Raw genomic sequence first — 14,867 nt, 5'->3', positions numbered from 1 at the left:
CCATTACCCAATTTCCCCTGCCCCAATATATAAGTGCCGACCACCACCAATTTCAAATGAAATTCATTCGCAACCAACGGCTCTGGCGGACCGGATGTGTTCGGGTGGTCTTGCAGGACCTTGCAAACGGGTGATAGACGAGGCCAGATTGAATAAACAGACCCCTGGCAGGAGACGCGGCAGAATGGCCCAATTCCCAAGCAGCTTTGACAAGGACGACCTGCTGAAATGCGCCCGCGGCGAACTCTTCGGCCCCGGAAATGCTCAGCTTCCGGCTCCCCCGATGCTGATGATGGACCGCATCACCGACATTTCAGGCGATGGCGGCGCGCACGGCAAGGGGCATGTCGTGGCCGAATTCGACATCACACCGGACCTTTGGTTCTTCGATTGCCACTTTCCCGGAAACCCGATCATGCCGGGTTGTCTGGGTCTTGACGGACTGTGGCAATTGACCGGTTTCAATCTCGGCTGGCGTGGCTGGCAGGGTCGCGGCTATGCGCTGGGTGTGGGCGAAGTAAAATTGACAGGCATGGTGCGCCCCGACCGCAAGATGCTGACCTATTACGTGGACTTCACCAAGGCAGTCCAGACCCGCCGCCTGACTATGGGTGTGGCGGATGGCCGGGTCGAAGCGGATGGCGAAGTCATCTATCAGGTCAAGGACATGAAGGTTGCATTGTCGGAAAGCTGACCCCAGCTGACTGACAGTCAACAGGGAATGGAACACAGGAGAACGCAAATGCGTCGCGTCGTCGTCACCGGTTTGGGGGTTGTCTCTTCCATCGGGAACAATGCCCAAGAGGTTCTGGCCTCGCTCAAGGCGGGTAAGTCCGGCATCGAGGCCAGCGAGCAGATGGTCGAGCACGGCTTCCGCAGCCAGGTTGCAGGGACGCTCAAGATCGATGTGTCGGAACAGGTCGACAAGCGCACTTTGCGGTTCATGGGACCAGGCGCCGCGTATGCCCATATCGCGATGAGCCAGGCAATCGCTGACGCGGGGCTGAGCGAAGATCAGGTCGTCAATCCGCGTACCGGTCTTGTTGCCGGGTCCGGTGGACCGTCCACCAGCGCCATGCTGACCGCGCACCAGACTGTTCTGAAAACCGGCGCAACCAAGCGCATCGGACCGTTTGCCGTTCCGAAATGCATGTGCTCGACGATCTCGGCCAACCTGGCGACTGCGTTCAAGATCAAGGGCATCAACTACTCGATCACCTCGGCCTGTTCGACGTCGTTGCATTGCATCGGAAACGCGGCTGAGCAGATCATGCTGGGCAAACAGGACGTGATGTTCGCTGGCGGCGGTGAAGAACTGGACTGGACCTTGTCCTGCCTGTTCGATGCGATGGGCGCGATGTCGTCGAAATACAACGACACGCCCGAAAAAGCCTCGCGCGCGTTCGATCAGAACCGCGACGGGTTCGTGATCTCGGGCGGAGGCGGCATCGTCGTTCTGGAAGAGCTGGAACATGCTCTGGCCCGCGGCGCGAGGATCTATGCCGAGGTGACGGGCTATGCCGCAACCTCGGACGGGCACGACATGGTCGCGCCCTCGGGAGAAGGTGGAGAGCGCGCGATGCGCCTGGCCTTGTCCACCCTGCCCGAAGGCCGCAAGGTCGGCTACATCAACGCGCACGGGACCTCGACACCGGTCGGGGATGTGGGCGAAGTCGAAGCCGTCCGCCGGATTTTCGGCGAGGGCAATGTGCCGCCGATCTCCTCGACCAAGTCGATGACCGGCCACGCTCAGGGTGCTGCCGGCGCGCTCGAGGCGATTTTCTGCCTCTTGATGCTGCAGCATGATTTCATTGCGCCGTCGATCAATGTCGACACGCTGGCCGAAGGCATCCAGCCCGGCGAAATTGCAACTGAGGTTGTTGAAAACGCAGGTTTGGACAGTGTCATGACCAACAGCTTCGGCTTTGGTGGCACCAACGGTTCCATGATTCTGTCCAAGTATAACGGGTGATTATGATGTCGGATTCTATGAAGGGTAAGCGCGGGCTGATCATGGGCGTCGCCAATGATCGGTCGATCGCCTGGGGCATTGCCAAGGCCATGCACGAGGCGGGCGCTGAACTGGCATTCACCTACCAGGGCGAGGCTTTCGGAAAACGGCTGGAACCGCTTGCACAGAGCCTGGGCAGCGACTTCATGGTCGATGCGGACGTGACCGATGACGCATCGCTGGACCGGGCCTTCGACGAACTGGCCGCCCGTTGGCCAACGATTGATTTCCTCGTCCACGCCATCGCCTACTCGGACAAGACCGAGCTGACCGGGCGGTTCCTGAACACCACGCGGGCGAATTTCAAACACTCACTGGATGTCTCGGCCTATTCATTCATCGAAGTGGCCCGTCGCGCCTATCCGATGATGAAGGAAAACGGCGGGACGCTGCTCACCCTGACCTATCAGGGTTCGAACAAGGTCGTGCCGAACTACAATGTTATGGGTGTTGCAAAGGCTGCCCTGGAATCGGCGACGCGCTATCTTGCAAATGATCTGGGCCCCGACGGGATCCGGGTCAACGCCATCTCGCCCGGACCTATGAAAACCCTGGCCGGCGCGGCCATCGGGGGGGCTCGCAAGACCTACAAGTTCTGCGACCAGAACGCCCCGCTGCGATCGAACGCCACGCTCGAAGCGGTTGGCGGCACGGCCGTTTACCTTGCGTCGGACGCGGGGGCCTGCACCACCGGTGAAATCATTCGCGTAGACGGCGGTTTCCACATCCTGGGAATGCCACAGCCCGACTTCATGTGACGCGATCTTTCCCTGTCGTTGCCAAGATTTTACCAAACTTCCGCGGCAGGGATATCACATGAGCAAACTAGACCGGATAATCGCGACCAATTCGCGTGCATCTCACTCTCGTCGCAAGACCGGAGTGCTCAGCAGCCGCGCGCGAACGCTACTGCTGACCCTGACGACATTGTTGGTATTGTGGATCTTCTATACCCAACCGCAGCTTCGTGAGGCGGTTGGGTCATTGTTGGGCGGCTGAACGCGCCCTGATCAGTTGATCGAAACGACCTCGATGTCGAAGATCAGATCCTGGCCCGCCAGCGGATGGTTTGCGTCCAGGGTCACGGTTTCTTCGTTGGCGTCCACCACCGTCACAGGCAGCGCCTGACCATCGGGGGTCTGCATCTGCAGTTGGGTGCCGGGGTCCAGCGGAATGTCGTCCGGGATGCCTTCGCGCGGGACGTCTTGGCGCATCGCGGGGTTGATCGGCCCATAAGCGTCCTGACAATCCACTTCGACCCGTTTCTTCTCGCCGATTTCCATGCCCGGCAGAGCGGCGTCCAGACCGGGAATGATCTGGCCGGACCCCACGGCGAACTCCAGCGGATCGCGTCCTTCCGAGCTGTCGAAAACGTTGCCGTCCCGCAAAGTTCCAGTGTAGTGAATGCGAACCGTGTCGCCTTGTTTGATTGCGGTCATAACTGTCTCCGACCTGAGTTTAGAATGAGCGGTCAAACCTAGAGACTGACCCGCCAATGTAAACCCTTTTACGCTTTAACCCGCGCATGGCCTGTGCCAACCTGCCCCGGAAGATGGGGAGAGGCAGATGGCGATCACAACCTGCGTTTTCGATGCGTACGGAACCCTTTTCGACGTGGCCGCAGCCGCGCGTCAGGCGGCCGCCGAACCGGGCCAGGATGCGCTGCGTGACAAGTGGCCTGAACTGGCCAACCACTGGCGGCTGAAACAGCTGCAATACACGTGGCTGCGTGCAGTGGCCGACGCACATGCCGATTTCTGGGACGTGACGCAGGATGGCCTGGACTGGGCGCTCGAGGCGACAGGCCTGCAGGGGGATCCTGCGCTGCGGCAGAGACTGCTTGACCTGTATTGGGAACTGCAGGCCTATCCCGAGGTTCCCGCCATGCTGAAGGCGCTCAAGGATGGCGGGATGCAGACCGCGATCCTGTCCAACGGATCGCCGCCCATGCTGGAAGGCGCGGTCAGATCTGCGGGTATCGCCGGCGTATTGGACGACATTCTGTCAGTCGAAAGCGTCGGCGTCTTCAAACCGCATGCACGGGTCTATGATCTTGTGTGCGACCGTTTCGGGTGCGAACGATCGAACGTTCTGTTCGTCAGCTCGAATGGTTGGGACGCCGCCGGAGCCAGCGGGTACGGGTTCGTTACAGCCTGGGTCAACCGCGCCGGCGAACCAATGGACCGATTGCCGTGGACCCCGGCGCATGTCCTGTCCGACCTGACCTCGATTCCGGAACTGGCGGGCGTTTGATGCCGCAATTCACGACGTCTGACGGTCTGCGCCTGACCTACGAAGAAACAGGCAGCGGCAAGCCACTGCTGTGCCTTGCCGGCCTGACCAGAAACAGCCGGGATTTTTCCTACTTCGCGCCGCACGCCAACGGACTGCGTGTCATTACGATGGACTATCGGGGGCGCGGCGACTCGGATTTTGATCCGGATTATCGCAACTATTCCGTTCCGCGCGAGGCACAGGACGTGATCGAGTTGCTGGATCACCTCAAGCTAGATCGGGTCAGCATCCTTGGCACCTCGCGTGGCGGGTTAATTGCCATGACCCTCGCCGCAATTCGCCCCGAACGTCTGAGTGCCGTCATTCTGAATGATGTGGGCCCCGTAATCGAACCATCGGCCATCGGGCGCATTATGGATTATGTCGGCAAGGCTCCTGCCGCAACAACGCTGGAACAGGCCGCGTTTGCGCTGAAACAGGCAATGGACCCGCAGTTTCCGGGTGTATCGATTGAAACCTGGAGAAAGCAGGCCGCATTCCAATACGAAGAAACCGGCACCGGCCTACGGTTGCGCTATGACCCCGCATTGAGAACCGCGTTGAAAGAACAGATTGCAGCGGGCCCGCGCGCTGATTTGTGGCCATTGTTCGAAGCCCTGAACCCGCTTCCCACCGGAGTGATCCGTGGAGCGAACTCGGACTTGCTGAGCGCCGAGACCCTTGCAGAGATGCACCGGCGTCACGCGGGGCTGATTTCGGCTGAAGTGCCCGACCGGGGCCATGTTCCATTTCTGGACGAACCGCAGTCCATTACCGTCATTCGGAAAGTACTGGATTTGATATGAGCACAATTGACCTGATCGAAGCCGCTGCCGTGCGCCTGCAAGGGCACGCGCGCGAAACCCCGATCCTCACATCGCCGTTTCTGGACGAACTTGCCGGGCGGCGCGTTCTGGTCAAGCCCGAGTGCCTTCAACACACTGGAAGCTTCAAGTTTCGCGGCGCGTGGTCTGCGATTTCCGCCCTGGATTCCGAAGCTCGCAAACGCGGGGTGATCGCGTATTCATCAGGCAACCATGCGCAGGGCGTGGCGCATGCCGCTACACTTCATGGTGTTCAATCCATCATCATCATGCCATCCGACGCACCGGCTCTGAAAATCAAAAACACTCGCGCGTTGGGCGCCGAGGTCATCCTATATAATCGCGCCAGTGAAAGCCGCGAAGAGATCGGCGAGGCGTTGTCCCGGGAGCGCGGTCTTACGTTGATCCGCCCGTATGACGAACCGCAGGTGATCGCCGGTCAGGGCACCGTCGGCCTCGAGGTGGCGCGGCAGGCGCGCGATCTCGGTGTGACCGACGCCGATGTTCTGGTATGCTGTGGTGGCGGTGGACTGACCTCAGGCGTGGCACTTGCCCTGGAAAAACATGCGCCGGGTCTCAGGGCGCGCCCCTGCGAACCCGAAGGATTCGACGATGTCAAAAGATCCCTGGCCTCGGGGTCCGTTCAGACCAACAACGCAGCCGCAGGCAATATCTGCGACGCGATCCTGACACCGCGGCCCGGTGATATTACCTTTCCGATCCTCCGTCGCCTCTGCGGACCGGGATTGGCGGTATCGGAAGACGAGGCTCTCCGCGCCATGGCCTTGGCGTTCCTGCGCCTCAAGGTCGTTCTGGAACCGGGCGGGGCAGTCTCGTTGGCGTCGGCGTTGTTCCGCAAGAACGAGATCCAGGGCGACGCCGTTATCGTCGTGGCATCGGGCGGGAATGTCGATCCGCAGGTCTTTGCCCGCGCGTTGGAATTCCTTACCTGACAACGGGTTAGGACAGATGCAATAAATCGCGGCGTAAACTGTCGGAATGATCGCAGCAGAAAAGGCTGACCAGATGCACATCGCTGATTTCGGAGATGTTCAGATTCACTATCGCCTGGACGGTGACCCGGATGGTCCACCTTTGGTTTTTGCCAATTCGTTGGGCACCGACATGCGCTTGTGGGACCCCGTGCTACCTCTGCTTCCCAAAGGTCTGCGCATCATCCGCTATGACAAACGGGGGCACGGCCTGTCTTCGCAACCGGATGGTCCCTATTCGATGGGAAGTCTGGTGCGCGATGCCGAGCGGCTCCTGGACTTTCTCGAGGTGCGGGATTGCGTCTTCGTCGGCCTGTCGATCGGCGGAATGATCGCGAAGGGGCTGGCCGTCAAGCGGATGGATCAGATCCGGGCGATGGTCCTGTCCAACACGGCCGCCAAAATCGGGACGCCCGCCATGTGGGCCGATCGGATGGCCGCCGTTCGTGCAGGTGGGATCGAGGCGCTGGCCGACGCAACCATGGAGCGCTGGTTTTCGAAAGCATTTCGGGAAACCCCCGATGTCGAGCTATGGCGCAATATGATGGTACGCCAACCGGTGCAGGGGTATCTGGGCTGCTGCTCCGCCATCTCGGGCACGGATTTCTATACGCCAACCAGCGGGCTCAGACTGCCGACGCTGGGAATTGCGGGCTCGGAAGATGGCTCGACCCCTCCCGATCTGGTGCGCGAAACCGTCGACCTGATCCCCGGCTCCCGGTTCGAGCTGATCCGCAAGGCCGGGCACCTGCCCTGCGTCGAGCGGCCCGAGGTCTACGCCGAGCTGCTGAACGCTTTTCTGCGAGAAACCGGACATATCTGAAGGAGGTCACGGTGGCGGAATTTCTTCTTGTTCACGGGTCTTGCCACGGCGCATGGTGCTGGCGCGATCTGATACCGGAACTTGAGAATCTGGGGCATTCGGTCGGGGCGATCGACCTGCCCAGTCATGGATCGGACCCGACCCCAGTATCCGAGGTCACGCTCGAGACATGTCGAGATGCGGTGTTGAATGCCACGACCCCGCAAACGATTCTTGTCGGCCATTCCTGGGGCGGCTACCCGATCAGTGCGGCCGCCGAATTCGCCTCAGATCGGATGCGAGCCCTGATCTATGTCTGCGCCTACGTGCCGGTCTCCGGGCTGTCGATGATAGAAATGCGCCGGCGTGCACCAAGACAGCTGATTGGCGATGCGGTCGAGAAATCGGCAGACGGACTGTCCTACAGCGTGTTGCCGGATCGGGTGCAATCTCTCTTCTATCACGACTGTCCGGCCGACGTTGTCACCTATGCCCTGGCCCGCCTGTGCCCGCAGGCCATCCGCCCGCAGGACACGCCGTTGGACCTGAGCGAGCGTTTTGACGGAATTCCCAAGGCCTATGTCCGCACCATGGATGACCGGACGATTCCAACTGAGTACCAGGAAGAGATGAGCCATTGCGCGCCGCCCGAATTGCGCCTGACGATCGACAGTTCCCATTCTCCATTCTTCTCGCATCCCGCGGATCTGGCTCGACACCTGAACGAAATCGCCACCCGCGTCTGAGATCCGGCCCGGCCAAGGCTGACGTGCCGTCAGTCGAGAATTTCGCCTCGATCACAAAAGACCGGGTTACAACACGACAGGCGGGCGACTAAGGTCCTGCAAAATAAGTCATTCGTGCGGTTTCATGCGTCTTCCTTTTCTGTTCGTTCTCGGCACTGTCATGATCGATGCCATGGGCATCGGACTGGTCATGCCGATCATGCCTCAGCTGATCGTCGAGGTTCAGGGCGGCTCTCTGGCATCGGCAGCCATCTGGGGTGGGATCCTCAGCACTGCCTTTGCTGCGATGCAATTCCTGTTCGGTCCGGTGCTGGGCAACCTGTCGGATGCTTACGGACGCCGCGCGGTCCTGCTGGTTTCCCTGTTTGTCATGAGCTTGGACTACGTGGTCATGGCCTTGGCCGGCAGCATCTGGCTGCTGCTGATCGGCCGCATCGTGGGTGGCATCACCGCGGCCACCCACTCTACCGCAGCGGCCTTTATGGCGGACGTTTCGAAACCTCATGAAAAGGCCGCCAATTTCGGTCTCATCGGAGCAGCTTTTGGTGTAGGTTTTGTCCTCGGCCCTTTGATGGGAGGATTGCTGAGCGAATACGGAACCCGCGCCCCATTCTGGGCGGCTGCCGGATTGTCATTTGCGAACTTCCTGCTGGGCGTCGCGGTCATGCCTGAGACGGTAACGGACAAAAACCGCCGCGGATTCCGCTGGCACCGCGCGCGTCCTGATAGCGCATTGCGTGCCATCGCCGCCCTGCCCGGCATCCGACCGTTGCTGTGGGTATACTTTTTGTACTCGGTGTCGATCTACGTCTATCCCGCCATCTGGTCATACTTCACGACCGAGCGTTTCGGTTGGTCACCGCAGATGATCGGGTTGTCACTCGCGGTCTACGGATTGGGCATGGCGGCGGTTCAGGGCGGGTTGATCCGCCCCGCCACCCGCCACTTGGGAGAGCGGACCACGATTGTTTGGGGCATGATCTTCGAGATCGTCAGCTTTCTGGCCCTGGGTTTTCTCACAAACGGCACGATTGCGTTGATGCTGATTCCGATCACCGCACTGGGCGCCGTCGTGACGCCGGCCCTTCAGGCACAGATGTCACGCGCAACCCCGGATTCGCAACAGGGAGAGCTTCAGGGGGTTCTGGCCGCGCTCCACGCGCTGTCGATGGTGATCTCCCCGTTGGTGATGACCACCGTTTTCGCCCAATTCGCGCGCGTTGATGCAGCATTCTACCTTCCAGGGGCCCCCTTCCTGTTGGCATTGCTGCTGATGCTGGCCGGATTCGTCCTGTTTCTGCGCGCACATCCCAGCGAAACGTAACAACGACACGGGAATGACGGTTTCAGCCTTGCGGACCGCAGATTCCCGCGTCACCGTGGCCCAAACCAAACGAGGGATCCATGCAGACCATCAAAGCCGCCGTATGCCGCGCCTTCAACGAACCGCTTGTCATCGAAGACATCCAGATCGCGCCGCCCGGCATGGGCGAGGTCGAAGTCACGTTGGATGCGGTGGCGATCTGCCATTCTGACATCACCTATGCCAGCGGCGCTTGGGGCGGGTTTCTGCCCGCCGTCTACGGGCACGAGGCCGCCGGTGTGATCTCGGCCGTCGGAGAAGCCAGCGGAGGATTCAAGGTTGGCGATGCGGTCGTGGTGACCCTGATCCGCGCCTGCGGGTCCTGCCCGTCCTGCGCCAGCGGCAAGCCGGTGATCTGCGAAACACCCTATGACACCGTCAATGGCCCGCTGCGCACTGCGGATGGCGGGCCGCTGGAACAGGCGATGGCCTGTGGCGCCTTTGCCGAAAAGGTCGTGGTCAGCCACCGCCAGATCGTCAAGATACCCGACGCGATGCCCAAGGACGTGGCCAGCCTGCTGTCCTGCGGGGTGATCACCGGCGTGGGGGCGGCGGTCAACGCCGCGCAGTTGCGCCCGGGTCAGGATGTCGTGGTCATCGGCGCGGGCGGTGTGGGCCTGAACGCCATCCAGGGCGCGCGGCTGGCAGGGGCCCGGAGGATCGTGGCCGTCGACATGACCGAGGAAAAGCTGGAAATCGCCAAGGAATTCGGCGCCACGCATGGGGTTCTGGCCACGCTGAAAGAACCGTGGAGAGCAGCCTACAAGGCCCTTGGCGGTCGCGGGGCCGATGCCGTTCTGATCACTGTCGGTGCGATCCCCGCCTATGATCAGGCGCCCCGCTATCTGGGTCGCGGTGGCAAGGCGGTGATGATCGGTATGCCGCATTCCGGCGCGCAATCCAGCTATGAGCCGGTCATTCTGGCGGCTTTGGGTCAGGGCATGGTCGGGTCGAAGATGGGCGACGTGGTGATCCAGCGCGATATTCCGTGGATGATCGATCTGTATGAACAGGGACGTCTGAAGCTGGACGAGCTGATCTCGGGTCGCTGGACGCTGGAACAGATCAACGAGGCCATCGAGGACACCAAGACCGGTTCGGCCAAGCGCAACGTGATCGTATTCGACCGGGGCTGACGGCCCCGGACCACCGGCGGGAGGAGACCGGATGAAACTGCAGGATCTCGACATCATCGTGACCGCTCCGCCCGCGCCGGGCTGGGGCGGGCGCTATTGGATTCTGGTGAAACTCACCACCGATACCGGCATCACCGGCTGGGGCGAGTGTTATGCCTCCTCGGTCGGTCCCGAGGCAATGAAACACGTCATCCGTGACGTCTTCGACCGCCACATGGCCGGCGAAAACCCCGAGAATATCGAGCTGATGTTCCGCCGCGCCTATTCCAGCGGCTTCACCCAGCGCCCCGACCTGACGGTGATGGGCGCATTTTCGGGGCTGGAAATCGCGTGTTGGGACATTCTGGGCAAGGACCGGGACCGCCCGGTATACGCTCTGATCGGCGGCCGGATGAACGACCGCATCCGCGCCTACACCTATCTCTACCCGCTGCCCCAACACAACTTGACCGATTTCTGGACCTCGCCCGAACAGGCCGGGGAAAGCGCCGCCGAAATGGTCCGGCGCGGCTTCACCGCGGTCAAGTTCGACCCCGCCGGCCCCTACACGATGCGTGGAGGGCATATGCCGGCCATGTCCGACATCTCGATGTCGGTGGCCTTCTGCAAGGCGATCCGTGACGCCGTGGGCGACAAGGCCGACCTGCTGTTCGGCACCCATGGCCAGTTCAACACCGCGGGCGCCATCCGTCTTGGGCAGGCAATCGAGCCTTGTTCGCCGCTGTGGTTCGAAGAGCCCACCCCCCCGGACATGATCGAGGACATGGCGCGCGTCGCCCGCAGTGTCCGCATCCCCGTGGCCACGGGCGAGCGGATGACCACCAAGGCCGAATTCGGCGCGGTTCTGCGCGCCGGCGCGGCCGAGATCCTGCAGCCCGCCTTGGGCCGGGCCGGTGGTATCTGGGAGATGAAGAAGGTCGCCGCCATGGCCGAGGTCTTCAATGCGCAGATGGCGCCGCATCTCTATGCCGGGCCGGTGGAATGGGCCGCGAACATCCATCTCGCGGCCTCGATCCCGAACCTTTTGCTGCTCGAGACCATCGAAACGCCGTTTCATGACCAGCTGATCAAGGGCTCGATCCGGGTCGATAACGGCTTTGTCGAGCCGCCTTCGGCCCCCGGCCTGGGCATCGAGGTCGACGAGGAACTGGCCCGTGCCCACCCCTATTCCGGCGACGGTCTGCACCTGCAGATGCAGGAAGCCCCCTGCGACTATGTCAACGGCAATGCGTTTCAGGGCGGGGCCCCGGCAACCGAGGGATGACAATTTCAGACAAGTTGGTGCATACTGCGTCTACCCCTTATTTCCATCCCCAAGGTACCACGTGACTTTCACTGACGCCGAATTGACGACCCCACAATCCGAATTGCCCTCGGAAATGGAGGAAAGCGCCGCGCAAGCAGCGGCTTTCCTCAAGACGCTGGCGCATCAGGGCCGCTTGATGATCCTGTGCCATCTCGCGGCCGGAGAACGCTCGGTGGGCGAGCTTGAAGCCTTGCTCAAGTTGCGCCAGGCCGCGGTCAGCCAGATGCTGGCGCGTCTGCGAACCGAAGGCCTGGTTTCAACCCGCCGAGAGGGCAAGACGATCTACTATTCGCTGCGCGACGGCAAAGCCAAGCAGGTGATCGAGTTGATGCATTCCCTGTTCTGTAGCCCGCAGGCCTGAACCTGTCAGCGTGATACATAGCCTGCGATCACCTGCAACAGCTTGAACGCGGTCGCAGCATCGTTTTCTACCACGGCCAGGAACTCTTCCTCGCCGATACGCAGGCAGGTCAGATCGGTTTCGGCCACCATGCTGAGTGCGCGGGGCTCTTTGCGGATCAGGCCCAGTTCGCCCACCAGGGTGCCGCTGCCGACGCGGGTCACCAGCCGATCCTCCTCGGGCGGCTGCGGCAGGTACAGACCCGCTTCGCCGTCGATGATCATGTAGGCACCATCGGTCGGCTGGTCATCCTTGAGGAACACGACTTCGCCGGCCTTTGCCTCGTACCAGCGCGCACCAAAGGCGAGCAGCCGCAGCTGACGACGATCCAGCCCCGAAAACAGCGGCGTCTGTTCCAAGGCACGCAGCTTTCGCGTGAGGTCCGCCGAGGCTGCACTGTCACCTTCGACATCCGACGGAACCTGATCGGACACTACGCGCCCCTGTCGGATCTCGACAAACATGTCGAAAGCGCCGGGGTTCTTGAACTGTTCGTTCAGGTAGATGATCGTGGCGTCCGGAAGCAGCTCTCGCAGGTTTCTGAACACAGCCACCTGCGTGTCCATGCCATAACTCGCCAGCGCATTTTCCAGTATCAGGATATCCGGCTTCTTGATTGTCGCGCGGGTAAAGGCCAAAGGCTCGGCCAGCGCGGCCGGCAGGTTCTGCCCGCCCAGCGCGACCGGTACATCGTAGATCAGCTCAACCACCAGCGGACGGGCTCCGTTTTCGGTCAGCACGTCTGCGATCACTTTCCGAACCTCGTCCGACCGCGCGCCCCCGATCTGGCTGACCTTGCCGAACAGCGCATTCTCCATAACCGTCAATCCGGGCGCAAAGGTGGCCGGGTCCAGCGGCTCGAACACGTCGTTCAGGCGCTCCATCAACTTGTCGGAATGGCTGTGCCGCAGTTCGAGGATGCGGTTCTTGAGCTCTTCGGAAAAGGCCGGCCCTATCTGTTCGGCCGAGATCACGAAAGGCACCGCCAGCAGGCTGGCCAACTGGTCATCGTCCAACCCCGATGCGCCGGTTTCCCGGGTCCTCTCTACCAGGTCGACAGCGGCTTCGTAGGTGGCGGCCTCGAGACCCAGCTTGCGGAACAACGGGTGATCCGTCCCGTCCAGACCAAAGATCTGACGCAGCATTTCGATCACGTCACGTGTCAGGCCGACCAGTGTTTCATCCAGACCCAACTCACGCAACTGCCCGAGGAAAACGGTCTGCCGGGCCAGCAACTCTTGAGTCACCTGCACGCGCGGCACAGCAAACAGCAGGTTTTCGGCAACGGGCAGTGCAGCGTTGTACGTCATGCGGTCAAAGATCAGCGCTTGCGACTCCAGACCGGCCTTTTTGACGGCGTCCTGCACCAAAGGCCGCAAATCGATCAGCTTGGCAGCAAGGTCGGGGTGTTTTTCGGGATCGAAACCCAACTCGGCCCCACGTTGGAACAAGGTGGGCCCGGAGCCCAGTCCGTCGATCAGCTTCAACCACCAATCGCGCAGCTGCTCGGCCGTTTCGAACCCGGCCAGGGAAGGGTCCAGCCAAGTGGCCCGGAAGGGATCGGGGCTGTTGCCCGCACGCAGCGTTTCAAGGTGGTCCGCGTCCTCCGGTGGAGCGGTCAGAGGCCTGAGCTGCATCGGCATCATCACGTTGCCGCCAACGGTTCCCTGGAACATCACCGGTCGCGATGTGGCATGACCGATCCGGGCCGCCACGACGGCCTGGTGCAGCGAGGACAGGTTAACACCCCCGATTTCGACCCGGCCCGAACTTGGCAGGATCTCCCGGGTCAATAGATCCGCCAGGGCCCGGCGGTCCTCTTCGCTGGGGGCCGCGATCCCTATGGTCTTGCCGGCAGGGAAGGTCAGGTTCAGATCATCCAGAACCTGATTGCCATCCAGATCACGCACCGAGACCTGCTCCAACTCGATCGGGCCATTCAGGTGCGGTCGGCTGTCGGGCTCGCCTTCGAACAGGCTTTCATCCAGCATGCCGCTCGGGGCGAACCGTTCGATGACCACCTCCCAGCGCAGAGACATGTCCTGTGTCTGGTTGTAATAGGTCAGCAGTTCCTTCCAGGGCGAGCTGAGGTCCTTGTAGGCAGCGAGCGCGGCCACGAGAGCACCGAGCGAAACTGACCCCTGCAGAACCAGCAAACCACCGACCAGGTAGAATAGGAACGGAGTCAATTGAGAGATGAAGTTGTTGATGAACTTCATGAAGAATTTTTTCTGGTAGATCTCGAACCGGATGCTGAACAGCCGGGACAGTTGATCTGAAATCAGCGCTCGGCGGTGGCGCCAGCCGCCGTTCTGCCGCAGGGTTGCCGCGCCTGCTGCATTCTCGCCGATCTGAGCCGCCAGTACGCGCACCTCTTGGATCCGGCGCTTGTTCAACAGGTTGATCTGGCGCTGCAATCGCGGGATCAGCCAGGCCTGCAATGGGATCAGCGCGACAGCAGCCAATCCGAACCAGACGCTTTGCAGGAATAGAAAGGACAGGATTGTCAGCATCTGCCCCGCCTGAAGGACAGGCTGGCTGATCGCATCGCCCATCAGCCCGCCCATCGGCTCGCTTTCGGCGGTGATCATCGAGACCAGTTCGCCCTGACTGACGCGCTCGAAATAGGGTTGAGGAAACAACAGTGCGCGATTGATCAACTGGTATCTGAACCGGCGCAGCATTCGTTCGCTGAGAACGCCTTTCATCGTGTTGATGCGCATCTTCATCAAACCATGCGCCAACACCGCCGCCAAAAAGGCGAAGCACAAAATTACCAGAAACGTCGTCTGCGACAGACTGTATCCCCAGACATCCACGATCTCGCTGGAGGCGCCGATTGCGTCGTTGATGATGCGTTTGGGCAATTCAAGCGTCAGGTACAGCAGTGGGAACAAAGTTGCCGTCACGGCCAGCAGAACAAGCTGATCACGCTTGGAATACTTCCAAATAAATCCAAAAATTGAACGTTCTATGGCCCCTGCCCCTACTGGTGACCCGAAACTGTTTTGCA

Annotated in this window: 15 protein-coding genes; 13 read left to right on the top strand and 2 right to left on the bottom strand. The window is 61.2% G+C overall.

The features are described 5' to 3' along the window. Positions 1-184 precede the first annotated feature (184 nt). The 4 genes from fabA to ACR0DA_RS00870 are packed head-to-tail and all read left to right on the top strand — an operon-like array spanning position 185 to position 3,010. Positions 185-694, top strand: coding sequence for a bifunctional 3-hydroxydecanoyl-ACP dehydratase/trans-2-decenoyl-ACP isomerase (fabA, locus tag ACR0DA_RS00885; protein WP_093964585.1), 510 nt, complete (start codon positions 185-187; stop codon positions 692-694). A 48-nt stretch (positions 695-742) separates the two neighbouring features. After that, positions 743-1,972 (top strand): beta-ketoacyl-ACP synthase I, encoded by a 1,230-nt coding sequence (fabB, locus tag ACR0DA_RS00880; protein ID WP_480752637.1) that lies wholly within the window; start codon positions 743-745, stop codon positions 1,970-1,972. 5 nt (positions 1,973-1,977) lie between these two features. After that, complete coding sequence (locus ACR0DA_RS00875; RefSeq protein WP_093965010.1) at positions 1,978-2,769, top strand: enoyl-ACP reductase FabI; 792 nt, start codon at positions 1,978-1,980, stop codon at positions 2,767-2,769. A 58-nt stretch (positions 2,770-2,827) separates the two neighbouring features. Next, positions 2,828-3,010 (top strand): hypothetical protein, encoded by a 183-nt coding sequence (locus ACR0DA_RS00870; RefSeq protein WP_170357073.1) that lies wholly within the window; start codon positions 2,828-2,830, stop codon positions 3,008-3,010. 11 nt (positions 3,011-3,021) lie between these two features. On the opposite strand, the gene ACR0DA_RS00865 is transcribed toward ACR0DA_RS00870, so the two are convergent. Then, the gene (locus tag ACR0DA_RS00865; protein ID WP_170339858.1) at positions 3,022-3,450 is read right to left on the bottom strand and encodes an FKBP-type peptidyl-prolyl cis-trans isomerase; all 429 of its coding nucleotides are present in this window, start codon (positions 3,448-3,450) and stop codon (positions 3,022-3,024) included. Between the two features lie 127 nt (positions 3,451-3,577). Here ACR0DA_RS00865 and ACR0DA_RS00860 point away from each other — a divergent pair, with 127 nt between their 5' ends. The 9 genes from ACR0DA_RS00860 to ACR0DA_RS00820 all read left to right on the top strand — a co-directional run bounded on the left by ACR0DA_RS00860 (position 3,578) and on the right by ACR0DA_RS00820 (position 11,815). Next, entirely contained in the window at positions 3,578-4,264 is a 687-nt protein-coding gene (locus ACR0DA_RS00860) for a haloacid dehalogenase type II (protein WP_480752635.1), read from the top strand. Continuing rightward, entirely contained in the window at positions 4,264-5,091 is an 828-nt protein-coding gene (locus ACR0DA_RS00855) for an alpha/beta fold hydrolase (protein ID WP_480752633.1), read from the top strand. Before ACR0DA_RS00860 ends, ACR0DA_RS00855 begins: the two co-directional genes overlap by 1 nt. Beyond that, entirely contained in the window at positions 5,088-6,062 is a 975-nt protein-coding gene (locus ACR0DA_RS00850; RefSeq protein ID WP_480752631.1) for a threonine ammonia-lyase, read from the top strand. Before ACR0DA_RS00855 ends, ACR0DA_RS00850 begins: the two co-directional genes overlap by 4 nt. A gap of 73 nt (positions 6,063-6,135) precedes the next feature. After that, entirely contained in the window at positions 6,136-6,924 is a 789-nt protein-coding gene (gene pcaD, locus ACR0DA_RS00845) for a 3-oxoadipate enol-lactonase (protein WP_480753895.1), read from the top strand. A gap of 11 nt (positions 6,925-6,935) precedes the next feature. Then, on the top strand, positions 6,936-7,649 hold the full coding sequence (locus ACR0DA_RS00840) for an alpha/beta fold hydrolase (protein WP_480752630.1): 714 nt from the start codon (positions 6,936-6,938) through the stop codon (positions 7,647-7,649). Between the two features lie 124 nt (positions 7,650-7,773). Next, complete coding sequence (locus tag ACR0DA_RS00835) at positions 7,774-8,973, top strand: TCR/Tet family MFS transporter (RefSeq protein ID WP_480752628.1); 1,200 nt, start codon at positions 7,774-7,776, stop codon at positions 8,971-8,973. Between the two features lie 80 nt (positions 8,974-9,053). Then, the gene (locus tag ACR0DA_RS00830) at positions 9,054-10,148 is read left to right on the top strand and encodes a Zn-dependent alcohol dehydrogenase (protein WP_480752626.1); all 1,095 of its coding nucleotides are present in this window, start codon (positions 9,054-9,056) and stop codon (positions 10,146-10,148) included. A gap of 31 nt (positions 10,149-10,179) precedes the next feature. Beyond that, entirely contained in the window at positions 10,180-11,412 is a 1,233-nt protein-coding gene (locus ACR0DA_RS00825; protein WP_480752624.1) for a mandelate racemase/muconate lactonizing enzyme family protein, read from the top strand. 115 nt (positions 11,413-11,527) lie between these two features. After that, on the top strand, positions 11,528-11,815 hold the full coding sequence (locus ACR0DA_RS00820) for an ArsR/SmtB family transcription factor (protein WP_170340532.1): 288 nt from the start codon (positions 11,528-11,530) through the stop codon (positions 11,813-11,815). A 5-nt stretch (positions 11,816-11,820) separates the two neighbouring features. Here ACR0DA_RS00820 and ACR0DA_RS00815 read toward each other — a convergent pair whose 3' ends face one another. Beyond that, positions 11,821-14,817, bottom strand: coding sequence for a cyclic nucleotide-binding domain-containing protein (locus ACR0DA_RS00815; RefSeq protein WP_480753893.1), 2,997 nt, complete (start codon positions 14,815-14,817; stop codon positions 11,821-11,823). Positions 14,818-14,867 lie beyond the last annotated feature (50 nt).

This window comes from Ruegeria sp. CI8 (genome assembly GCF_056536865.1).
Note: the sequence above shows the minus strand (reverse complement) of the source record. Positions and strands in the feature narration are given on the sequence as shown.